Annotated in this window: 15 protein-coding genes and 1 tRNA gene; 9 read left to right on the forward strand and 7 right to left on the reverse strand. The window is 56.1% G+C overall.

Annotation, left to right across the window (positions count from 1 at the left end; translation table 11 throughout):
• Positions 1 to 94: 94 nt before the first annotated feature.
• Together H3T93_RS04745 and H3T93_RS04750 are read left to right on the forward strand one after the other, a co-directional pair.
• Complete coding sequence (locus H3T93_RS04745) at positions 95 to 826, forward strand: response regulator transcription factor (RefSeq protein ID WP_144177825.1); 732 nt, start codon at positions 95 to 97, stop codon at positions 824 to 826.
• Positions 814 to 2,322 (forward strand): HAMP domain-containing sensor histidine kinase, encoded by a 1,509-nt coding sequence (locus tag H3T93_RS04750; RefSeq protein ID WP_144177824.1) that lies wholly within the window; start codon positions 814 to 816, stop codon positions 2,320 to 2,322. The genes H3T93_RS04745 and H3T93_RS04750 overlap by 13 nt, the downstream gene beginning before the upstream one ends.
• A 1,400-nt stretch (positions 2,323 to 3,722) precedes the next feature.
• Here the strand turns inward: H3T93_RS04750 and H3T93_RS04755 are convergent.
• The 4 genes from H3T93_RS04755 to H3T93_RS04770 form a co-directional block, all read right to left on the reverse strand.
• The gene (locus H3T93_RS04755) at positions 3,723 to 4,034 is read right to left on the reverse strand and encodes an ATP-binding cassette domain-containing protein (RefSeq protein ID WP_144177823.1); all 312 of its coding nucleotides are present in this window, start codon (positions 4,032 to 4,034) and stop codon (positions 3,723 to 3,725) included.
• A 382-nt stretch (positions 4,035 to 4,416) separates the two neighbouring features.
• Complete coding sequence (locus H3T93_RS04760) at positions 4,417 to 4,710, reverse strand: ABC transporter transmembrane domain-containing protein (RefSeq protein WP_024627011.1); 294 nt, start codon at positions 4,708 to 4,710, stop codon at positions 4,417 to 4,419.
• Positions 4,711 to 5,143: 433 nt separating this feature from the next.
• A complete protein-coding gene (locus H3T93_RS04765) occupies positions 5,144 to 6,574 on the reverse strand; it encodes an ABC transporter permease (protein WP_144177820.1) in 1,431 nt (476 codons plus the stop codon).
• On the reverse strand, positions 6,571 to 7,236 hold the full coding sequence (locus H3T93_RS04770; RefSeq protein ID WP_229281577.1) for an ABC transporter ATP-binding protein: 666 nt from the start codon (positions 7,234 to 7,236) through the stop codon (positions 6,571 to 6,573). Before H3T93_RS04770 ends, H3T93_RS04765 begins: the two co-directional genes overlap by 4 nt.
• Positions 7,237 to 7,347: 111 nt before the next feature.
• On the opposite strand from H3T93_RS04770, the gene H3T93_RS04775 reads away from it, so the two are divergent.
• From H3T93_RS04775 to H3T93_RS04785, 3 genes are all read left to right on the forward strand, one after another.
• Positions 7,348 to 7,734: a hypothetical protein gene (locus tag H3T93_RS04775; protein ID WP_144177819.1), complete on the forward strand. Its 387-nt coding sequence runs from the start codon at positions 7,348 to 7,350 to the stop codon at positions 7,732 to 7,734.
• Positions 7,735 to 8,188: 454 nt separating this feature from the next.
• On the forward strand, positions 8,189 to 11,227 hold the full coding sequence (locus H3T93_RS04780; RefSeq protein WP_411675000.1) for a cation-translocating P-type ATPase: 3,039 nt from the start codon (positions 8,189 to 8,191) through the stop codon (positions 11,225 to 11,227).
• A 121-nt stretch (positions 11,228 to 11,348) separates the two neighbouring features.
• Positions 11,349 to 15,185 (forward strand): AAA domain-containing protein, encoded by a 3,837-nt coding sequence (locus tag H3T93_RS04785; protein WP_144177817.1) that lies wholly within the window; start codon positions 11,349 to 11,351, stop codon positions 15,183 to 15,185.
• Positions 15,186 to 15,575: 390 nt separating this feature from the next.
• Here H3T93_RS04785 and H3T93_RS04790 read toward each other — a convergent pair whose 3' ends face one another.
• Positions 15,576 to 16,931 carry an AbiH family protein gene (locus H3T93_RS04790; protein ID WP_186363941.1) on the reverse strand — a complete coding sequence of 452 codons (1,356 nt, stop codon included), beginning with the start codon at positions 16,929 to 16,931 and terminating at the stop codon, positions 15,576 to 15,578.
• A gap of 719 nt (positions 16,932 to 17,650) precedes the next feature.
• Here H3T93_RS04790 and H3T93_RS04795 point away from each other — a divergent pair.
• A complete protein-coding gene (locus tag H3T93_RS04795) occupies positions 17,651 to 17,941 on the forward strand; it encodes a type II toxin-antitoxin system RelB/DinJ family antitoxin (RefSeq protein WP_052733388.1) in 291 nt (96 codons plus the stop codon).
• Positions 17,938 to 18,243: a type II toxin-antitoxin system RelE/ParE family toxin gene (locus tag H3T93_RS04800; protein WP_052733387.1), complete on the forward strand. Its 306-nt coding sequence runs from the start codon at positions 17,938 to 17,940 to the stop codon at positions 18,241 to 18,243. The genes H3T93_RS04795 and H3T93_RS04800 overlap by 4 nt, the downstream gene beginning before the upstream one ends.
• Before the next feature lie 182 nt (positions 18,244 to 18,425).
• On the opposite strand, the gene H3T93_RS04805 is transcribed toward H3T93_RS04800, so the two are convergent.
• Positions 18,426 to 18,498, reverse strand: a tRNA-Lys gene (locus H3T93_RS04805).
• On the reverse strand, positions 18,477 to 18,683 hold the full coding sequence (locus H3T93_RS09130; protein ID WP_232348682.1) for a hypothetical protein: 207 nt from the start codon (positions 18,681 to 18,683) through the stop codon (positions 18,477 to 18,479). The genes H3T93_RS04805 and H3T93_RS09130 overlap by 22 nt, the downstream gene beginning before the upstream one ends.
• A gap of 62 nt (positions 18,684 to 18,745) precedes the next feature.
• On the opposite strand from H3T93_RS09130, the gene H3T93_RS04810 reads away from it, so the two are divergent.
• Both H3T93_RS04810 and H3T93_RS04815 read left to right on the forward strand, forming a co-directional pair.
• Positions 18,746 to 21,490, forward strand: a complete 2,745-nt coding sequence (locus tag H3T93_RS04810; protein ID WP_144177815.1) for a glycoside hydrolase family 2 protein — start codon at positions 18,746 to 18,748, stop codon at positions 21,488 to 21,490.
• A 213-nt stretch (positions 21,491 to 21,703) separates the two neighbouring features.
• Positions 21,704 to 23,131 (forward strand): alpha-L-fucosidase, encoded by a 1,428-nt coding sequence (locus H3T93_RS04815; protein ID WP_144177813.1) that lies wholly within the window; start codon positions 21,704 to 21,706, stop codon positions 23,129 to 23,131.
• The last annotated feature ends 517 nt before the right edge of the window (positions 23,132 to 23,648 follow it).

Here is a 23,648-nt window from a genome sequence, read left to right on the forward strand (position 1 = left end):
GCAAGAAATCAAGCTTGCAAGAATCCTGGCCCACAAGGTGTTCATTCTCAAACGCGGCTGGGCCGAGTCGGCAAGCGCAGAAAAGGAGCCAATCGTGGCTGACGTGCACGCCGAAGATTCCCGTGGGGACAATCGGCATCGGGCCTCCATCCTGGTGGTGGACGACGATCCAAGGATCACCACCCTGCTGATGGCTGCCCTGTCCAAGGACGGCTATGCCGTGACCGTGGTCAATGAGTCGCGGAAGGTCGTAAGCATGGATCTGTCCTCGGTCGACCTGATCCTCTGCGATGTCATGATGCCCCACATAGACGGTTTCGCCCTCCTGGCTGCCATCAGGGAACGGGTGTCCTGCCCGATCATCTTCCTGACGGCCAAAACCGATGAAGACAGCGCGGTCCTGGCCTATGGTCTGGGTGCCGACGACTACATACGCAAGCCTTTCGGCATTGCCGAGCTTCGAGCCAAGGTCAGAGCGCGGCTGTCCCAGGGCAGTCGGCGCGGGCGTCCCCTCCTGCATTTCGGCCCCTTGGACATGGACCTTCAGGCGCGGCAGATCAGGGTGGACGGGCACAACGCCAATCTGACGGATGCAGAATACCGCATATGCGCCCTGCTGGCAGAGCATCCAGGTCGGGCCTACGCGCCCATGCAGATATGGGAGGCCTGCCTGGCTGCAGAGGATGATCCGGCCGCCGATGATACGGACAGCGATGCCACGGCTGCGGTCAGAGTGCATCTGAGCAATGCCCGGCGCAAACTCAAGGCCTTGGGGGTGGACCCCATCAGGACCATCTGGTCGGTGGGTTACCAATGGGTGGCCTGACCGACGGCGTACCCGAGTCGCCGATGGAACAGAGCGTCAACAGCAAGGGCCGGCCAAGCCGCAAGGGAATGCCCATCGTTCTGCTGATCATCAGATACTTTCTCTATGTGCTGCTGATTCTGGCTCTGCTGTTCGCCGGCATATATATGGTCTGGATAAACCTGGGGGCCAGGGGCGACTTCTTCTGGGCCAACTACGGCGAGCAGCATCTGGAGAAGGTTGGGCGCCCCATTGGCCGTACGACCACTGTTGACGAATCCCTGATTCCCGCTGCCTACTGGTACCGAACCTATGACAGTCAAGGGCATCCCGTGGGGGGCGATATGAAGGGCGGCATGGCCAGCGAGGCCGACCAGCTGGCAGCCGACCATCGGGAGCATAGGGCGTCTAAGCCATCGGAAGAGCGGGAAAAGAAGACGGGACGGCCCCTTGCCACTCGTGCAAAGCCGGATGCGACCTACGTCGTCTATGCCACAGCCGATGGGCGGCCATGCGTCCTGGCCTATCGGATTCAGCCGCAGTGGGCGTCAAGGCAGACCCGGGACCGCTATCCCAATCCCCAGAACCTGCTGCTCGCGTCTTACGGGATCGCTTTGCTGCTCACCCTCCTGTTGGTCGGGCTGCGGGCGGCCCATGTCATATCGTCCAAGCTCAAGGTCTTCAACCAGGTGGCTGACGACATAGGGCGGCAGGATCTGGATGTCTCACTGCCCTGCAGCAACGTGCTGGAGATCAACCGGGTGCTGGGGTCCTTCGATAGGATGCGCGCCACGTTGAAGGAATCCCTGGAGAAGACCTGGATGGCCCAGGAGTCCCAGCGTCGGCAGGTGGCGGCCCTGGCACACGACCTGAAGACGCCGCTGACCATCATGCGAGGCAATGCAGACCTGCTGGGGGAGACCGGGCTCAGCCGGGAGCAGCAGTCCTACCTGGACTCCATCGAGGATGCCATCCGTGAGATGGCCGACTATGCGCAAGCCATCAGCCAGGGTTCCGTGGGCACGGCTTCAGGGCGATCCGGGGTTATGGCGGTTGCTTTGAAAGATGTGGTCAACAACCAGGCCCAAGGCTACCTGAATGCCCGGAGTCTGCGGCTTGAGCGGGATGACCGTCTAGGTTCCGACACCGGTCAGGTTTCCGGTGACGCGGCTGACCTTACCCGAGCGATCATGAACATCATCGCCAACGCGGCTGACTACTCGCCGGACCATGGCCTAGTGACGTTGACCTGGAGGCTGGAGGGTGGTCAGGAGGGCGGGCGAGCCCTAGTGGTGACCGTGCGTGACCGGGGTCCAGGTTTCAGCAGCCGGGCTCTGGCCCATGCCACGGAATGGCTCTATCAGGCTGACAGCAGTCGGCACGGCTCCAGCGGTCACCATGGCATCGGCCTGGCTGCAGCGCGGTCGACTGTGGAAAGTGCAGGAGGCCGCCTAATCCTGGCCAATGCAGCCAGTGGCGATGGCGCAGCAGTCACTGTATCTTTGCCAGTGCAGTGAATTCAGTGGAGCTGATACCGGTCACAGCAAACAAAGATTAGGAAATAGTGTTAGTCGTGGGCCAATAATTATGAAAACATCAATTATTTAGCAATCGCTTTAGTAATTGATTACTAAAGTTTACCATTCTTTGGCAGATCTGTACGTTACAGATAATAGAAATTATCAATCTGTAGGGATCTGCATATAAAAATCAGATGACGCTGAACAGAGCGATCTGTCGTTGGAGGAGGCGATAAGAGCGCAGGGGAAAAGAAATGAATCCCGAGGTCAAACCTATTCTATAGCGAAAGCCTGATCGACGGCAAAACGGTGGTTTCGGCTTGCATCAACGGCAGACACATAGGCGAAGAGGCCTGTCTGCTGCAAGACAGCAGGCATCAGCGCAGGCAGTCATACCCGATCGGAGATGCCGATGCCCGTATGACGCCTACGCAGCTGTATGAAATTGAAACTATTTGAGATGACCGGAGAAGTCTCAAGATCGTCGTCAGGGCCCGACATGAAAAATACCGTAATACGGTTCAAAACGCACGGCCGGCATGGAATATAGGTGCCGTATCCTCTTCTTCTTTTTCGCATCATCCTATCTGGTATGAGAAGCCCGGAGCGTACGTCATGTATCAGCCCACGCCCACTCGTTTAGGCTATTAACCAGCGGTCTGATGCCCGGTCCGGCTCCTTAAGCCCGTAGGCGATCAACATCGTCGTGATCATATAGTCATCAAAAAACAGATAGCTGATTGACTGTGCGGAACAGCGAGGGTCATGTCTTGACAATGAGCAATTCCAAGATTTATTCCTGCGTGCCCTGTGTAAGGTTCACGTGCTGTACTCCCAGCTAAACTTTACTGCTAGATATCCCGTGGTCAGTCTAGTAATGACTGCATATCATGCTGGAAACCAAGCAGCCAATAAATGTCATTAAAGATATCTTTAGAGGGCAAGACGATAGTTTGAATCGTCTGTTCCTTTGTTGAGGTGAGAACCTTGCTGCCGGTGGATCGTATTTTCCGCGCATATTTATATATAGCCAAATTATTCACATTGGTATCAAGTTTATTAACAGCAATACATATAGGAGAGTAGAATTGGCAGACAATATTTTCCAAAGGAAACCATTGATAGTTCTATTGGCCAAAACCATGATTCTATTTGACGAAGCGATTGATTGTATTCTCTGTGCCGCCATGACTATTGTCTGCTCCGGGGAATTGGCATGAATGACTTGTGCGACGAGCTCCTCGTTTTTAGCGTCTAAATGGTATGTTGTTTCGTCAAGCAGCATGATCGGCCGCCTTATGGACAACAGCCTTGCCAGGGCCAAGCGATAGCGTTCACCGCTACTCAGCAATACACCGCGTTGCCTGCTGGGGTATCCAATCCATCGAAGGTGTCTCTCACTTTGGCGTGAGGTTCACCTTATTTAAGGCATTCCAGCAGCCTTCATCGGATACGCCGTTCTTGTTCATCGCCAGATTCGTTCTGGAAGAACCGGAATATATGGGGGCATCGTGTTCTATATAGCCGATCAGAGAACGTACATAAGAGGAGCTGAGAGTTGAAAGATCAATACCATTAAAGAGAACATGGCCATGATTTGGCTTATAGAATACCCTTATAAGGGCCAGCATGGTTGATTTGCCCGCTTCGGATGGTCCGACTATCGCGTAGACGACACCGCCTTTCATATGCACGCCCGCTTCATTCAATTGGAGCCCGCCACGATTGTTCCGTGCGTCATCATACGGAATATCAGCATGGTCAAGATCGATGTCAATCTGATCGGAGTTGGTGACCTTCCTTTGGACCCTACTGGATACTGCTCATGCTGATGTCGCATCTTCGGTCGGCATTCTCATTATCGCTTGAATGCTGGAGTTCGCGCCCAACGCTCTGAACAGTCTGCTATATGTCGAAGAAAGTGTCGCCATAGGCGTGGGCATCATTTCTAGGTACATAGAAAAGTTACCAGTTGCTGAACAGTCATCACTCCTTTGGCCACTTGGAAAGCGCCGATTCCCGATACAACCATCAGGCACAACTGCATTAAGGCCATTCCTGATGGCCATATCAGTGACTGCTTCTTTGAAATTAGACGACCGGATGTGCACGCTTGCCTGGCTTCTCGCCGATTTTATTGGTCTCACGCTCCGTGGCGTCGAAAACCCTGATCCTTTTCAAACTCATCAAAGCATCAGTGGCTGCAGACGTCATATCTCCTATGGCCGTTTGAGCCCCTCTGGAGCAGTCTCGTAATTTTCCGGATAAGACTACCAGTAAACCGACAGTAACAAGACAGGTCGAAAGAGAGATAACGAACATGACGGGACTGATTATGACCATTCCCACACACGCGCCTATGAACACCAGTAAAGTGCCAAACACTTCTGGCAATTATCGGTCAGCAATCGCTTCAGTTCATTTGTATCAGATGAAATAATAGAAATTACGTTGCCTGTATGCGACTGGTCCAGATCTTTGAACGGCAAATGCAGAATATGCATTACTAGAGACCGTCTCATATCGTTCAACAGCAGGTAAGCGTCAAAAGAAGTGATTGCTGCGCCGGACAGAAACACTCCTGCCAACGCTATTAGAGGGGCACTGCGGATCGCATGTTATGCTGCACGCGTCCAAGAATGACATTGACAAGCTGTGGCTGAGCCAGATTTAAGAGGGCGCTCGCTATACTTAGCAGACTAACCGTGAATAAAACACCCTTATGGATTTCAAAAGGCGGGGCACGTCTATCAAAGATGCGGTTTTCTCATTACTATTCCGCTTGTGTGGCGACATTTTCGTCCTTTGTTGGGGGTGGTTACTCACCGACTGCACGTGATATGACCCTCACAGAATCCTCGGAACGCGCGCACAGCGCCTGCACGCCTGTGACGAGGGCGCCTACGACAATAGCGAGGAGTGCGATGACCGCCCAATATCCCCATTGAACGCTTATCTTTGCGCTTCCCAGATATCGTTGCAGCATGAAGGCGGTGCCGCAGGTGCTGAGCAGTGTGATGACGAAGGCGAGCAGCACCGAGGTGACCATCGAAATGAGACCATCGAGGGCTCCCAAAATGCGCAACTGTCCGGTACTGGCACCGGATACGTATGTCAGCGCCAGATCCAGGCGTCGCCCTCGTGCGGTGATCATCAGTCCGGAGATTGCGCCCACCAAAGCGATGATGAGCGCAGGGCCGAGCATGGCCATCAGGTTCGTCAGCATGTGTGGGTTCACGTTCATGGAATGGCCGTTACTGGCGAAATTCTTGAGGCTGTCGGTCAGCGTATGCAACACACCAGAGAAAGTCATGAGCAACGACAAGCCGGCCGTCATGGGAATGATGGTCGCGTTCTGTCGTTGGATCCTCCCAACGGCCTGCTGCCTAGCGAGTTTCCAGGTGCTGAATGGCAGGGGGAGAAGATGCGTCCATCCTTTGGTGAACCAGTGCATGACATAGGGAGCCAGAACAGCCAATGCGAAGATCAGGAGGAACATGCCTCCCATGGAGAACCCAATGAATCCTGTCACTCTGGACTCTATGGGATTCCTGCCGGAAATGTGCGTGGCGAGCTCGCCAGAGTCTATCTTGCGTGTAGCTGTCCCCGGGATGATGAGCGCGCATATCGCTCCCACGAGCAACGATGCGCCTAGCAGAACACGGAATGCGTTCACTTGTCTCGGCGGGTTTTGTGACTGCCGAAGCGCCTCTATCGGCCTGATCTTGGATAGTGTGCGCACGGTCAGCACTGTGCCTGCAAGGACGGCGACTCCGGCAATGGCCAACCCAGTGCCGATGGATGCCAGCAGCTGGGTTGCTTGATACGTCAGTTTCAGCTCGAATGCTCTGGCCAGGAGGTCGAACAGATATGGTGCTGCCAGCGGCGTCAGGAGGGATGACGCTATTGCTGCCAAGATGAATAGGACGATGATGATAGCCAGATTCCCGAAGAGCAGCTGCCAGGGCGTGGCGCCTTGAAGGACCAGCAATGCTAGTTGGTGCCTGCGCTGGTTCAGAGCGGCGGTCACGACCCACAGCATCACGAACACGGCTATGACCACGCTGAACAGCATTGCTGGGCCGGAAAGGTTGGCGCCTAACCCGGCATCCGGTCCGTGGTAAGCGGCATCAATAGCCCTGCGCGCGGCGACGATAGTGCACACAGCGGTCTGGGAAACGATTAGTGACAGCCATACGCCGGCCCATACGGCCGGGGCTGCTTTCAGATCAGAGAGTGCGCCCCTCATATGCGGGCCCCGCTCTCCGTATCAGCGTTCAGCACGTGGCCATCACGGACCTCAACGATCTGGTCGCACTGTCCGGCTACCTCTCCACTGTGGGTCACTATTACTACGGTCCTGCCCGCATCCATAGCCAGGCTTTTGAACACCTGCATGACCTTGGCGCCAGATTCCTGATCCAAGGCTCCAGTCGGCTCGTCGGCGAAAATGATATCTGCATCGGAGAGCAGCACTCGTGCAAGCGCGACACGTTGCTGCTCTCCGCCTGAGAGCATCGTCACGCTCCTTTTTTTCTCGTTTGCCAATCCGAAGTACCGCAACATCTCATCCGCTTTTTGCTTGGGGAGTCGACGGCCGCGCAGGGTGAATGGCAGCGCGAGGTTCTCCTCCACCGTCATGCTCGTGATCAGGTTGTAGGATTGAAACACGAATCCCAGATGTCGACGCCGAAACCGAGTGAGCGCGGACGCTCGCATATGTGTGATGTCATGCCCTAGAAGGGAGATGCTTCCGGATGTCGCACGTTCCAACCCCGAAAGGCAGTACAGCAAGGTGGACTTTCCGCTGCCTGAGGGGCCGACAATCCCCGTGATTCTTCCGGGCTCAGCATGGAAGTCGACATGGTCGAGGATGGTGATCGAATCATCCTTCCTCGGAGTCACCGTCATTGTCAATCCATTTGAACTCACTGAAGCACCACTCATCACCGTTCTCCCATCATCGCCGTTCTCGCGACTTATAAATCTTCATCAGAATATTGCTATGGATGCCATACAAGGATGGCGCCCATAGACTTACATGACTGTTGTCCCTGCCGTCATCAGGGCAAAAATGACAGCCCATGCCATTTTGGTGAATGCGTCATCGCAGTGGCATATTTTTGTGGATTAGCTGCAGGTCCATCAACTCCAGATATTATCATGCCCACCGCCGTGGCATGCAAATATGCTGACGCCGCTATGATGAGCGGCTTCATCATTCATGGCGATATTACTATTCTGCAGATCGATAATGTTGTGCATTTTGTCCGTCTCTCTCCTCTCTTTCTCGTGTTTAGTGCTATTTCCAATGGTGTCTCCACTGAAAGGATCGTTAGGGCAGACGGCTGGCAAGAACTACCATGGTTGGCCTATAAGACTATTTACTGCTCAGATAACGCCAGCTGAGCCTGTCGAATAATCACAAGAGGGTCTTAAATAGGATTCTCAGGGCAGATAAGGGTTTTTATGCCAGATGAGCCCAAATTGATTAAAGCTTTTCTAATGAAGATCTAGTATTTTTTTTGGGGGGGGGGATTCGGCAACTAGGGCGCTGCCAAGTTAAGTGCAGCAAAGATACCGTCTCTGTCATGAGACAGGCCTGAGAATGCATACTGAAGCAAAGGCCTTGACGACTTCGGCCGTGTTTATGTATATTATTGGTTCAACTTGGCAAGCATCCACGCAGCGTTTTGGTCTGGCCGCCTCTGATTTCTTCCAACGGGCCTCTGAAGCGTTGACTACTCCGTGGCATAAGCAGGAGAGTGGCATGACTGGGTTGACCAGCGATCCCAAGCATGAGAAATCGACAGATACCGGCGTGATCCCGACTGCAGGGCAGGGCCATGAGCAGAGGCGCAGAGTGAATGGCCCCGTCCTCAAGGACCCTTCTATAGTAGGTGTCGATCAGGTTGCCCTTGCTCTGAATGTGGACCCCGACCGGGGCCTGGATGAGGCCGAGGCGGCGCGTCGGCTGGACAGGTTCGGTCCTAATGAGCTGGCTGGAGCGCCTCCCGTTCCTGCATGGAGGGAATTCCTTCAACAGTTCAAGGACCCCTTGGTCTATCTGCTTCTGGCAGCCACGGCCATTTCGTTGGTGGCCTGGGTGGTGGAACGCTCACATCCGGCATCAGGAGGCGGGGAGCCCCTGCCCTTTGATGCCATCGTCATCATGATCATCCTCATCCTTAATGCCGCCCTGGGGTACGCTCAGGAGGCTAAGGCCGAGCGGGCTGTGGATGCTCTGGCGAGCATGACGGCCCCGCACGCCTCGGTGCTGCGAGGCGGCCGGGTGGTCAGCCTGGAGACCAGCAGGATCGTGCCTGGTGATGTAGTAGTCCTGGCTGAAGGCGATTCGGTCGGCGCCGACGGAAGACTGTTCCAGGCCGCGGGTCTGCGCGTGGCCGAGGCATCGCTGACCGGCGAGTCGCTGCCGGTGGGCAAGCGGCCCGGTCGGCTTGACCAGCCCAAGGCTCTGGGTGACAGAACCAACATGGTCTTCAACGGCACCGCAGTGACCCAGGGGAACGGGCGCATGATCGTCACCTCTACTGGTATGGACACCCAGGTCGGGAAGATCGCCGACATGCTGGCTGATACCCAGGAGGAACCCACGCCCCTACAGAAGGAGATGGCCCGCGTCTCCAAGCTCCTCGGACTGGCCGTCTGCTTGATTGCCGCCCTGGTTTTGGCTGCTTTGGCCCTGATGGAAGGCTTTCAGACAACCCAGGATCTGATTGATTCCCTGCTCATGGCCGTATCTCTGGCCGTAGCTGCTGTGCCGGAGGGGCTGACGGCCATCCTGACTGTGGTTCTCGCCCTGGGCGTGCAGCGCATGGCCAAGCATCATGCCATCGTCAAGAAGCTCAGCTCGGTGGAGACCCTGGGATCGGCATCAGTCATCTGCTCCGACAAGACAGGAACTCTTACACGCAATGAAATGACCGTTGAACGGGTGGTCGTCCCCTCGGGGCAGGTCAGGCTCACTGGCACCGGGTACGCTCCGGAGGGAACCATGCAGCCGTTCGAGGCCAGTGGGTCAGATGATCAACAACTGACAGATACCATTGGTTCATCTCTGGCTGAGGCAGTGGAAGAGACCCTGATGGTCGGGGCCATCGCCAACGACGGAGACCTGCATTGGCAGCCGGTCGAGGCCGAACCTGATTCCCAGGCCCAGTCTGGATCCGGGCAGGGTCACTGGCAGAGCGTCGGCGATCCCACGGAGGTTTCGCTGATTGTTGCCGCCCGTAAAGTCGGCGCTGATGCCAAGGCTGATAGCTACCGTCGTCTGGCCGAGATTCCTTTCACGTCCGAGCGCAAGCTCATGTCGGTTCTGGCTGCCCCGAATGATGACAACGAAAGGGAATCACGTCTCTTCTGCAAGGGCGCTCCCGACGTGCTGCTTGGCCGATGCGACCGGATTCTCGATGGCGGCCAGGTCAGACCTATGACCAGTGCCGATCGGGAAAGGATACTTGCTCAGGTCAGCAGTCTCTCGGCGGATGCCTACAGGACCTTGGGACAGGCTTTCCGGCCTGTATCCGACCAGGAGCTGTCGGCGCTGGCCGAAGCTGACGCGGGGGAGTGGCCGTCAAGCACGGTCGGGACGGATCAGACGGACCGGTTGCCTGAAAAGTCTCAGCATGCTCCTGCAATTCGCTTGTCTGCCGACAAGGTGATCCAGGAAAGCACCCGACTGGAGAGCAATCTGATCTGGACGGGCATGGTCGGCATCATTGACCCGCCCCGCACTGAGGTCCGCCATGCGGTGGATCAGGCTCACAAGGCCGGCATCAGAACGATCATGATCACCGGCGACCATCCGCTTACTGCAGCCAGAATCGCAGGGGACCTGGGCATCATCAAGCCCGGACAGCCGGCCTGCACTGGCGAGCAGCTGGATGCCATGGACTCGGACCAGCTTCGGGAGACCACCTCCAAGGTCTCCGTCTACGCCCGCGTGGCCCCCGAGCACAAGCTGAAGATCGTCGAATCGCTCCAGGACCAGGGCAAGGTCGTGGCCATGACCGGCGACGGCGTCAATGATGCCCCTGCTGTCAAGACCGCAGACATCGGCGTGGCCATGGGCATCACCGGGACCGAGGTCACCAAGGAATCGGCCAAGATGATCCTGGCGGACGACAATTTCGCCACCATCGTCCAGGCCGTGCGAGAGGGCCGGGGCATCTTCGACAACATTCGCAAGTTCCTGCGCTACCTGCTCAGCTCCAACATGGGCGAGGTCTTCACGGTCTTCGGCGGCGTGGTCTTCGCTGGTCTTCTGGGCATATCGCAGCCCGGCATGGCGGGCGTGACCGTGCCGCTGCTGGCCACCCAGCTGCTCTGGATCAACCTCCTGACCGACGCGGCGCCCGCGCTGGCCATGGGCGTGGATCCGCAGACCGACGATCTGATGGACCGTCCGCCCCGATCCATCAACGACCGGGTGATCGACCGGGACATGTGGGTTGACATCGTTTATATAGGCCTGGTCATGGCTGCGGTCACCCTGATCGGCATGGACATGCACCTGAGCGGCGGCCTCTTCACCGACAGGTCCGTCCAGGCGATCGGCCACGAGGCGCAGATCAGGGAGGCGCGGACCATGGGCTTCACCATCCTGGTCTTCGCCCAGCTCTTCAACGCGCTGGCCTCCCGCTCCTCCCGCAAGTCGGCCTTCCAGGGGCTCTTCAGCAACCCATGGCTCTGGGGCGCCATCGGCATCTCCATCCTGCTGCAGCTCCTGGTGATCTACGTGCCCTTCCTGGGCGAGGCCTTCGGCACCGTCCCCCTCCAGCCCCAGGCCTGGCTGGAGTGCATCGCGCTGGCTTCCCTGGTCCTGATCGCTTCGGAGCTGCGAAAACTACTCAACTGGGCGGTCAGACGGATACGGGCATGAATGCTTATTCCGATGCGGTGATTGGACTGGACAATGCCGCATCGGGATTGTCTCCTATGGCCTCATCCGTGGCTCGAACCTGTTCCTGCACCTGTCCCCGCTTATCCGCATACTGGCAAATATGGGGAACGATGAGCAACAGCATGCAATGGATGTTTTGTCATATTGGTGCGCGGTTGAACTGTTCTCGCCACAAAATTGGAGGGATAACCAGCTCATTGCTTTATCCTCCTCCCGCAACGACGACCAAAGGGTAAGCGTTTCTGAGCAGGAGCGACTTCCATGGAATGACATTCATGCTGATCTTCTCATCGGGCCGGTTGACAATGAGCATCGTTCCTATACAAACCTCTATAACGACCTGCAGAGCAGGAAAATATACCGGTTGCAGACAGACATGAACGCCCGGCTGACCAAACCTTTCTCGTTTGCAGAAGATACTGAGAACTGGCTGCGCGTGCAGGCGGTCAGATCAGGACTTGACGAACAGACTATAACCGGTCTGCTTGGGGAGACGAACCAGCTATGGCTAGAGGTGGCTAAGCAGCCCGGCTCTTTGCCGGCAGGTACTGAACTGACGGATTCCATGGTTTCGCGCCTGCTGCAGGTGGCGGGAAAGCTGTCAGCAACGGCCAATCGGCCTGGCTCAGCCTGTGCTGTTTACCGTAAGGACTATGACCGCCGATTTGCGCGTCGCCCCGTCCACCAGGTAGTGAAACCCGACGATAGCTCGGAGCAGCAAGAAGCGGTGGGACGACAAAATCGGTGGCTTAAGCATGAACGTTTTCGAATAGCAGTCGGGCTCTCCCAGCGTGTAGTCACGAATGCGCTGTTGAAGGCCGCCAAGCTTGTTCGAGAGCTCTCGCCAGCCGAGGAGACTGCTCAGGACGAGGTGTTGCAGGAGCTAGCCCATCGGCAGAGTAGGCGCGCCGGCGGTCCTTCTACCGTGGCTTCCCTTATGGAGTTCTGCGTAGGGGATGATGGCTGTCTGGTCCCAAGATCATTGACGCTCTCTCAATATGCCAAGGCGGTTTCCTGTCTGTTCAATCATGAAGGCTGGCCTGATTGCCCGGCTGGGTGGCCGCATATCGAAGTATTTGACGATACGGAAAGCAAACTCAAGTCCGAATTCAATCGTCTGGCTGGGGAAGACTCTGGAGACGAAGCAGGCCGACCGATGTACAAGGCAGGTCCGGTCGGCAGATATGAGATCGAAAGCCTCATTGAGCATGTAGCGGATCGGATGGGACTGGATGACCGCGCGGTGAGTAGATCTCCTCTTTTCGCTCGCGCTGACGGCTCACCACTGATCAGGGATTATGTCAATTGCCATCTGGAAGCCAGTTCAGAATCGTTGAACGGTGAAATGATGGATTCCTTCTTCCTAGAAGATCTTGAAGACCTTTATCAAAATGGGACTGAAATATTTTCTGAGCCAGTCAGACAATATCTATCGATTGGTCATCCTCGACGGTTCAATCTGCAGAAGGACCCTGAGGGGCATCTGGTGGGCGATTTTACGCAACCTGCCAGCCTGCCGTTCGCGCGATGGCCAAGTGCTTCCAATCAATTCCAGTCAACTGGTCAGCAACTGGCGATCAATCAAATACGGGCGGCCTTGGAAGGATATGGCAGCTCTTCGCTGCTAGGTGTCAATGGCCCTCCTGGGACCGGCAAGACCACACTGCTCAAGGATGTGGTGGCCGAAATTATTGTGGCCAGGGCTCGGCGGTTGGCAGGATTCTCCCGCCCACAGGATATTTTCACATCCCGGAGGCTGGCCAGAGCCGCCTCAGACGAGGACAAGGACTATGTCTACTGGACGCTTGATCCGTCGGTGACCGGCTTTGAGATTGTCGTTGCTTCCAGTAACAACAAGGCTGTTGAAAACGTCAGCCAGGATCTGCCCAGTGCCGATGCTATAGACACCGAGTGGGAAACCTATATTGACAGTGAATTCAAACAGGTTCCCTGTGGATTCGCTTTTCGAGACTTTGCCGGGCAAATTGCCGATCGCAAGAGTCAGGATAAGGAGAGCAGCCCTTCAAATACCTCCTCCGCTTGGGCTCTTATATCGGCGGTCTTGGGGAACATGAGCAACAAAAACCGATTCCTGTGGCCCTTCAAAAACGAATTTATCTATAAATCATTGAAATACATGCCAGGCGAAAGAAGCAGTAGGACCAATTGGGCAAAGGCCAGGAACGACTTTAATGCTGCTCTGAAGAAGGAAGAGAGCATTCGCGCCAGGAAAATTGCCCAGTACAACCTTATGCGTTCTTACTCAGACTTGTGCAATCAGCGATCCAATCTGTCAGCCGAGCTGAAAACCCTCAATGAACAACTTCGTGGCATGAAGGCAAGCCGCTCAAGGTATGTCGGACAGATTCAATCAATGGAACGGCAGATGTCGGATGCTGGCCAGGCTGCCAATAATGCGCAAGCTGCTTGGGAACAGGCTGATAGCATTTGTCATGTTCACTTGTCTTACTGGAAGGCGCATCCACTAAGGTCGTTTTTCCACAGCCGCGAAAGGCAGCAGGACGAGCTTAAGGTACGTACTGATCTGGAGCAGGCACGTCGTGCAAAGCAGCATTTCGATGAGCAGGCCAGCACGGTCCATCAGCGGTTGCAGTCCTTCTATGGAGGGTTGGAAGTCGGTGATCAGAAGTTAGGGGAATGCCAAACACAGATTGCGACTTTGACCAGGCAGCTTGCCACCGTTGAACAGCAAATTGCTAAGGCCGAGCAGATTCAGTGGCCCAGGCCTGACATTGGCGATGACCATGTTGCGTGGATGGACCAAGAATGGAGCAAGGCGCGGACGGAGGTCTACATCAAGGCGTTGGCTCTTCATCAGCAGGCCGTCATGGGTGCTGCCCACCAGTTCATGTGCAATCTGTCCCTGGCTTGCGCCGTGATGCAGTCGAATGGCTTTACGGATGACGAGAGGTTGGTGGCTTGGCAGACTTTCTTCCTGGTGATCCCAGTCGTCTCCTCCTCCTTTGCTTCAATATCCAGAATGTTTTCGGGGATAGGCAAGGAGGCGCTCGGCTGGGCGATTGTGGATGAGGCCGGACAGGCCCTGCCCCAGGCTGCTGCTGGTCTGTTGCAGCGTGTGAAACATGCGGTTGCAGTTGGAGATCCTATGCAGCTCCAGCCCGTGGATACCATGCCCAAGCCGATGCGAGAACTCCTGGCGAGCACCCATCACCTCCAGCGCCTGGGACTGGAATCTGAAAACATGCAGGCCTTGGTTGATTACCAGACCCCTTGCGGCCTGTTGGACGAGACCGATGACCACTGGCTGGGGATGCCTCTGGTGGTACACCGGCGCTGTGATGAGCCTATGTTCTCCATATGCAACGATATGGCCTACTCCGGCAGGATGGTTCGCGTAGGGCCGGAGCATCAGCCCTGTTCCTATCCTTCCGGGCCTCATGCGGGAGATGAGCTGCCGGACTCCTGCTGGTATGATGTGCCGCCTAATTCCGGCGAAACCGGAAGAACGCAATGGAGGCCGCAGGAAGGCTACGAACTACACAAGCGTCTGTGCGGGCTCTTCAAGGGTGGGATTGACCCCACCAATATTTTGGTCATCGCTCCGTTCAGAGCTGTGGCCAACCAGGTGCGTGACACCTTCGCGGATGCCTTGCGGCAATGCACTGGTTGCAATGGCAGCGAAGCGAACCGGCTGGCATCAAGCCAGGCCGGAACCGTCCACACCTCTCAGGGGCGCGAAGCCGATGTGGTCTTCATAGTTCTTGGCAGCAGGGCCGGCAAGCGTGGAGAAGGCTCTCGTTCATGGGTTAACGGGTCGCCCAATCTGCTCAACGTCGCTGTGTCGCGAGCCAAGCGCCGTGTATACGTGGTCGGCAATCTCGCTGATTGGAAGAATGGAACCTATACGTCCAGGATCGCTAAGGACCTACCGGTGGAGGCGAGCGCAGAAAACTGAGTGGAGCGGAAAAGGTGCGGCCAGAATTCCTTTAGATACAGCACGTCATCCCTGGTCTGTAAGACCAATTAGTTATGCTGCAGATTTAAAGATAGGCCGGAGTTTAATTGTTAGTCACTTTGCCTTACGCTCTGGCTGATTATTTACTCTTGTTAGAAGGCGCCAGGAAAGTGCTGATGGGATGGCAATCGGTCAAATCCTTTGAAGCAGTGTGGCTATGATCAAACAGCCGTATGATTCCAAGGCTGCTATCGCTAAGAGGTGAGTGTAGCTAAGTTCAGTGTCGACTGGGTCATAATATGCTTGGTGCTAGGCCATGAAGAGTGCATAGTCAGGCTGGGGCCGCATACTGGTTGTCAAGGGGAATTACTTTAGAAAGTGGCACCATTGTCAGACTGGGGCCTGGACGACCTGTAGCCTGTTTTCCAAGAGAAGCTTGTGCATGAGGTTACGACCGTGGTCCTTGTTGTCTAGCGTCTGACCATATGTGGTGATGAGGCGGTTGACTTTCTCAAACATCTCTTCCTGAGCGTTTTCACTTGTCGTGTTCTTGCTTTTCTTATCATCCTTATTTTCGTTCAGGCGATTCTGGTTGTAATAGAAGACTAGTCGGGTATCACTTCCGTAGAGATCCACCTCGTCGAAAATAGCTTGGAAGTATGAGTAATCGGGGTCACCAAGGGAATGGCCGAAGAACTTGATGATGCTGGTTTCACTGCCTGGTTGCCCGCTTACATGGGGATGGACTAGTTTGGTCTTACTGTCTTTGCCAAGTGCCATGAGCCTATAGGTCTTGGTGAACTTGACAAGACCTGGGTAATTTGAGTCATCGATGTCGACGCTGTTGCTGTCGATGCCGAAAATGATATCCCCACCATGTATATTCCCGTGGATGTTGCTGAGGGTGGGTGCAGGTTTGATGTCAGTGATGGGATTGGTGTAATTGAAATCGAGTATTCTCACATTATTGAAAGAGTCTCCGAATGAGATGTCTCCGAATGAGATGTCTCCGCCTATTTTGTACGTGTTATTGGTCAGCAAAGAATTATAATCGTTTAGCTGATCGTTCATGAGTTGCTCTAGCAGAAGGCAGGCACGGCTACGGTAATTTTCATTGCTTTCTGCTACATTTTTCATATAACGTGAGAAGGCTGTCTCCAGGCGATGAAGTTCCTGCATCAAGACTCTCATGATTGAATTAGCATCGGAACTGCATGCATACCACTTGAATAGCAATTTGGAGACTTGTTCGTTCATAGGCATTTGGCTGAAGCAGTCATCATCGCTATAGTGATGGAGGATTACAATTTCGTCAGAGTTATGATATGAGTCAGACACTAGTGCTTTCTGGTACCGTGCATATTGATACTTGAGAGCATGAAAATTATTCTGCTCTGGGAATTGATCTCCCCATTCTGGATCCTTCAGAAGCCAGTCTCTGATACAGGCTTCTACGTCATACCAGGTTCGTATTTGTTCATCTGCAATGAGAATCAGATCCCAGACGGTTATTCCAGCAGCCCAGATATCTGCAGCTAATGATGCTTCTTGCCGCTCTTTACGGTCATCGGGGTATGTGACAAGCTCCCCTGATGTGTCTGCCCTACTCTGATTCGTGGAATGTTTCTCTATGAGATCTTCGATCAGACTTTTTCGAGGTTTCTCAAAGTCCCCAAAGGATGAAGCTAACCCGCACTGAAGATCGAAACCATTTCCAAGGATAACCAATTGATCGGGAACCGACATGACCTCACTCCTTTGGCGACATATCTGCCAAGACATCTACATGAGCATAATAATCTCGGGAACAATCAGAACAACATGGGACTTGATTAATCAAGATTATCTGCATGAGCACAACGGCTTTCTGGAGAATGCTTCCAAAAGCGGACTGTCACAGATTTCAATATGCCTGAGACCTAGTGAGGTGTCATTGATGATGAATGGCGCAAGTAAGGGGTTTCATGCACCTGGCCCAGCCTCTGCTCAAACTGATTTCCAAGGATCTGAAAAAGCTATACGCTCGTTAGCGTAAGGAGCTAAAAGAGGACTTTGACTAAAGACCAATGAGTAGAGGCATAGCAGAGCACGTAATCTCTGGTGATGATAGCCTGCTACATTTTCCCAATCCGATTCACTTTTGTGTATGTCAGTCTGTGCCAATAACCCTGAAGAATATGGTCATATGGGATATGAATGGCGCCCGGCTTTCTTCACTTGTGTTTGCAGCAGTTGAATCGGGCCTAGTCATATCTGCATAGGAAAAAGGGTTTTGTGCATGTTTGAATCTGATTCAAAGCTGTAATCACTAATTGTATGGGCCGAGCTTGGCAAGAACATCGCCAAGTATGAGCCAATGCACATTGATGCCTTACCATGCACTGTAATTTTGCATTAAAGTAGGAAATCTGCTGTAATTTTGCACTTTAATACAAAATTGTAGATAACAAGGAAGGTGGGCTCAGATGGAGAAGATGTCTCAGGTCACGGTGCGTATATCCGATGCAGACAAGCAACAGGTGGATCATATCGTGAAGGAGCTTGGTCTGGATATGACTACGGTCACCAGAGCCTTTTACAAGCAGATTATTCGGGAGCAGCGGGTGCCCTTGGACTTCAGCTTGGGCCTACCGGTCGAAACCGAAGAAGCCTTGGAGGAATCGCGCCTTCTAGCCATGAGGGGGAAGACTAAGGGGTATGCCACAGGAAAGGACCTGGTGGATGGCGTGCTGGCAACTGCTGGCGTGGACCGATGAGGCTTGCGCTGGTTCCCACTGGTGCTTTCGCGAGGGATTTGAAGCGCATGGCTCGCAAGCACGTCCCATTAGAGCCGGTCGAGGAGGTGCTAGATCTGATAGCAGAGAATTCCGAAGCATCGCTTCGTACTTTGGAGGCGCGTCATCGAATGCATATACTGCAGGGTTATGCAGCAGTATATGAATGCCATATAGGCAATGCTGGAGATTTGCTGCTGGTGTGGCATAGGGAGGGCGATGCCGCCTATATACTGCGACTGGGATCCCACGATCAGGTGCTGGGCAGGCGCGGCAGATACTGAGCTTCAGCAAATGGATCAAGGCTATGCATACGAAGCCTTGCCTACTATTGCGCAGGCGGATGGCCCTAATGGTTGCTGTGTCAGGGTTGTGATACCTGGGCATTGAATCAGATCTCGTGTTCTTGTGGGACCGATCTTTTACGGAACCTAGTAACTGGTATTAAATAATCGGCAATCCAAAGTGCCCCCCGTGGGATTCGAACCCACAACCCACGACTTAAAAGGACGCTGCTCTAACCATTGAGCCAGAGGGGCAACATGGCACAGTATACCTCATACTTGGCCGACGGCACATCGTGACGGCCTGTCCACTTGATGGTCACATCGGGGCGGGTTCCTGACGGCTGACCCTCCCGATTGCCAGACTCGTCGCTGCCTGAAGTTCGGCCCGTCCCTTTGCTAGTGTGGTGCAGGAGTACACCGCGTTGAATGACCATCACGGGACTTCGGGGAAAGGTTGAAGCCTCTGCCGACGTAGCGCAAGACAAGGAAGACAAGCACCATGCTCACACATCACCCATCCACATTCACCCCTCTTGACGGGGCTTGGACCATGACAGCCCTCAATCCTCAGGCGGCGCCGGAGGATCTCCGCGATCGCCTGGCCAATGGGGTCGAGGCCCGAGTACCGGGGGAGGCAACCATGGACCTCCTCCGTGCCGGCCTGATCGGTGACCCCTATGACGGGGACAATGAACAGGCCCAACAGTGGATCGGGGATGTGGATTGGCAGTTCACCTGCCGGTTCGACTGGCACGACGACGGTTCGCAGCGTCACGACCTGGTGGCCTACGGACTGGACACGGTAGCCGCACTGGAACTCAACGGCCGACCGGTTGGCAGCACCCAGAACGCGTACCGTTCCTACCGGTGGGATGTGCGCGACCTCCTCAAGGAGGGGGGAAACACGCTGGTCGTCTCCTTCACCTCTCCCGTCCGCGAGGGGGAGAGACGGCAGGCGATTCTGGGTTACTACCCTCATGACAACCACCCCTTCAACCAGCTCCGGAAAGCAGCCTCGTCCTTCGGATGGGACTGGGGAATCGACGTGGCCAATGCTGGAATCTGGCAACCCATAGGCATTGATTCCTGGTCCGGTGTCAGAATTGCCCAGGTTCGCCCGCTGGTAGATGTCGACGACCAGGGCGAGGGCCTGCTCACCGTGGATGTGGATTTGGAACGCGCCGGTGGTCGCGGCAGACCCGGCATCGATGAGACGGCCCGGCCTGGCACCCAGTCTGGAGGGATACCCGTGCGAGTCCATCTCGGTGGTAACGGAGCCGACGTCCAGGCGTGCTCCTACCTCCGTGCCGGCGCGGACACGGTCCGCCTGGTCCTCAGGGTGCCGGATGTGCAGCTCTGGTGGCCCCTGGGCTATGGTGACCACCCCCTCTACACGGTTGATGTCACGGCAGGTCAGGAGGAGGCGGCCGCCGGGTCCAATGAATCCCGTCCCCAGGCCATGTGGACAGGCCGGGTGGGTTTCCGCACGGTCAGTGTGGACACAGCGGCCGACGAGAACGGCCGTCCCTTCCGCATATCCGTCAACGGGGTACCGGTGCATGCCCACGGTTACAACTGGATTCCCGACGATGCTTTCATGACCCGGATGAACAGGGATCGCTACCAACGCCGGATGGAGGACCTGGTCGAGTCCAATTCCAACATGGTCAGGATCTGGGGAGGTGGATACTACGAGTCCGATGACTTTTATGACATGGCGGACGAGAACGGGGTGATGGTCTGGCAGGACTTCATGTTCGCCTGCGCCGCCTACCCGGAGGACCCGGATAACTGGTCAGAGGTTGAGGCAGAGGCCCGGGAGCAGATCGGTCGGCTCTCCCCGCACCCCAGCCTGGTCGTATGGAACGGATCCAACGAGAACTACACGGCCTATGCCGACTGGGGCGGGTTCAAGAACGCTCTGGCAGACCCCTCGGCCGCCCCCAACGCGTACGGCTACGGGGAACGCCCTTGGGGTGATGGATACTATTCCGATCTTTTCCCCCGTCTGTTCGCACAGCTGGATCCGACCAGGATCTACCTGCCGAGTTCCCCGATGAGTTTTACCAAGTACACCTCGCCCAACAAGGACAACGACGGGACCGTGCACATCTGGGATGTGTGGAACAACAAGGACTACAGGGCCTACAGGGATTACAAGCCCCGCTTCGCCGACGAGTTCGGATACCAGGCGCCTCCTGCCTGGAGCACCCTGACCCGGGTGGTGCATGACAGCCCCTTGGACCCCTTCGGTACCCAAATGTTGGTCCATCAGAAGGCCATCGATGGCAACATCAAGCTCTCCCGGGGTATGCGTTCCCACCTGACTCCGGGTGACTTCTATGACATCAGTTACGGCGGCGTGGTCAACGGTCATCGTTCGGATGGGCCACATTCCTGGCTGATTCCCAGTGACCGCTGGGAGGACATTGAGGACTGGCACTGGGCCTGTCAGCTGCAGCAGGCACAGGCCATCCGATTTGGGGTGGAGTACATGCGCTCGCTGGAGCCGGTGAATGCCGGCACCCTGGTCTGGCAGCTCAATGACGACTGGCCGGTGATCTCCTGGGCGGCGGTGGACTATGACGGGCATCGCAAGCCCCTCTGGTTCGCCTCGCGCGATTTCTTCACTCCTCGCCTAGCCTCCATTCAGCCCGAGGTCTCAGAGAAATACCGGGCTGAGCACAGTTGGGCTGGCATGCCTGTCGACCCCGACCAGCTGGCCCTGGTCATGGTCAACGACACCCGTCAGGCCTGGGAGGGCCAGTGGCGGGTGGAGCGCCGCCGCCTGGATGGAACCGTTCTGGCCGATCAGATCGCCCGGGTCTCTATACCGGCAGGGGGACAGGCCCAGGTGGTTCTGGAGGCCGCCGTGGCTACCTTTGGCGACCCTGCCCAGGAGATCCTCGTGGCCAATTCCGACCAACCAGGTTTTGCTAGGGTCATTTACAATCCGGCTGAGGTCGTCGACCAGACCCTTCGGCCCGACCCCCTCGAAGCCTCCATTGAGGCTGAGGATTGCGGCTACCGACTGACCCTGACCGCTCGGACATATGCCCGTGACGTCTTCTGCATGGTGGACAAGGTGGACCCCGCTGCCTCAATCGACGGCGGCATGGCCACCCTCCTTCCCGGGGAGTCGGTCGTCTGGCACATCACCTCGGCTCCTGTGGACGATCCTGAGACCTTCTTGTCTCCCAAGGTCCTGCGGACAGCCAACGATTTGCATCGTCAGCAGTTGTGAGCATCCTTCCGAGGGGAAGCCGATGGTGTCCCCTCCGATTCATGCTTCATGCGTGTCAATTCCTTTCGTAGTAATTGTGAGGTAAGTTAATTAATTGGGTCGCGGCTGCCCGATGGGGTATGAGCAGACTCGAACAAAGAAGTGCAAAGACCCGCCAGGAGACCGCAGACCCAGGCAACCCACCGACAAGACGAATTCCAAGGAAGGATTCCGATGAATCTGGATTATCTCGCCAATATCAAGCCATCCCGCCGTCAGCTCGATTGGCAGCGCATGGAGATGTATGCCTTCATGCACTTTGGCATGAACACGATGACCGACCGCGAATGGGGCCTGGGCCACGAGGATCCCGCCCTCTTCAACCCGGCGGACCTGGACTGCGACCAGTGGATGGAGACCTTTAAAGCCGCTGGCATGACGGGGGTGATCCTCACTTGCAAGCACCACGACGGCTTCTGCCTCTGGCCCAGTGCCTACACCAAGCACAGTGTGGCCAGCTCTCCCTGGAAGGAGGGGAAGGGCGATGTGGTCCGCGAGGTCTCCCAGGCTGCCCGCCGTCACGGACTCAAATTCGGTGTCTACCTGTCCCCCTGGGACAGGACCGAGGCCGCTTACGGGCAGGGCAAGGCCTATGACGACTACTATGTCAACCAGCTGATAGAACTCCTTACCCACTACGGACCCATCTTCAGTGTCTGGATGGATGGGGCCAATGGTGAGGGGCCCAACGGCAAGACCCAGGCCTATGACTGGCAACGCTACTTCAATGTAATCAGGGCCCTTCAGCCGGAAGCGGTCATCAGTATCTGCGGACCTGATGTCCGCTGGTGTGGCAACGAGGCCGGCAAGGCACGCGAGAACGAATGGAGCGTGGTTCCAGCCCCGCTCCGCCATGCAGAGTGGAAGATGGGCAAGGGGGAAGTGGACCAACTCGCCAACCCCGATTGGTCCATGCGCTCTGAAGATGAGGACTTGGGCAGCCGCAAGGTCCTTGAGCAGTACGGCGGCCCTCTGGTCTGGTACCCGGCTGAGGTTGACACCTCCATCCGGCCTGGCTGGTTCCACCATGCCAGTGAGGACGGCAAGGTGCGCACAGCTGACGAACTTTTCGACATCTGGTCCAACACTGTCGGCGGGAACGCCAATCTCCTGCTCAACGTGCCGCCGAACGCCCAGGGGAAGATCAGCCAGCCCGACGTGGATTCCCTGACCGGGCTGGGCCGCAGGATCCGCGAATTCTGGCAGGGTGCCGTCACCGATGGTGCCAAGGTGTCCGTCTCCTCCAATGTCTGCGGGATTGACCCACAGGCCCTCCTGTCCACCGATGTGGGCTCCGGCTGGTGGTCGGCAGATGCGGATGATGAGCATCCCACCGTTACCATTGATTTCGACCGCCCCCGACAGGTGGATGGGCTCGTCCTTCGCGAGCACATCGAGGTCGGCCAGCGGGTGGAGCAGGTCGTCATCAGTGCCGAACTTGACGGTGAACTCCGCCAGGTGGCAGAAGTAGGGGCCGTTGGGTATCAGCACTTCGCACAGGTCGGCCCGCTGACCACCAGCCACCTGGAGGTCAGCGTGACCAGGTCACGTGGTCCCGTGGCTCTGGACACCTGCCTGATCCGCGAGGGAAGCGGGCGATGAGCTAGCTGGTGTCGGCGGTTGGAGGATTTACGTCTCCCTGGACCAGGCGGAGCGTTACTGGATCGCCGACTGTCGGAGGCAGGACCGCCGAGGATATTCGGGGGAACAGCCAGGGCAAGCCAACCGAACGCTACTGGATTATCCGCTAGGCAAGTGGAGCAGGGGCCGGGACCGCGGGCTTCCGGCTGTTTGCCCCACTGAGGACCGTCACGGTAACCGGGCCCCAGAGTACGGGTGCATATGAAAACCCTAGTGCTCGACCAATAAATCAATTGAATTGATAAAATAGGTCGGGTATAGCTGAGGATCCCGCCTGTCGGACGGCTACTCCTTCATCCGACAGATAACTGACTCGCTCGGGTTCGCCCGTTTCGGCTCCAGCATGACGGTCTATCTTAAGGCCTCCTTCGTCGAAAGCCAGAAGGTCACGGAGAAGGTGATCACAGGGCTCTCAACCGTCAGGAAAGCCGCTCATTCATGGGATTGGGCGGTAATGGTGCTGGTGGGAGAGGGCCAG

Source organism: Bifidobacterium sp. M0404 (assembly GCF_016101415.1).
GTDB lineage: Bacteria > Actinomycetota > Actinomycetes > Actinomycetales > Bifidobacteriaceae > Bombiscardovia > Bombiscardovia polysaccharolytica.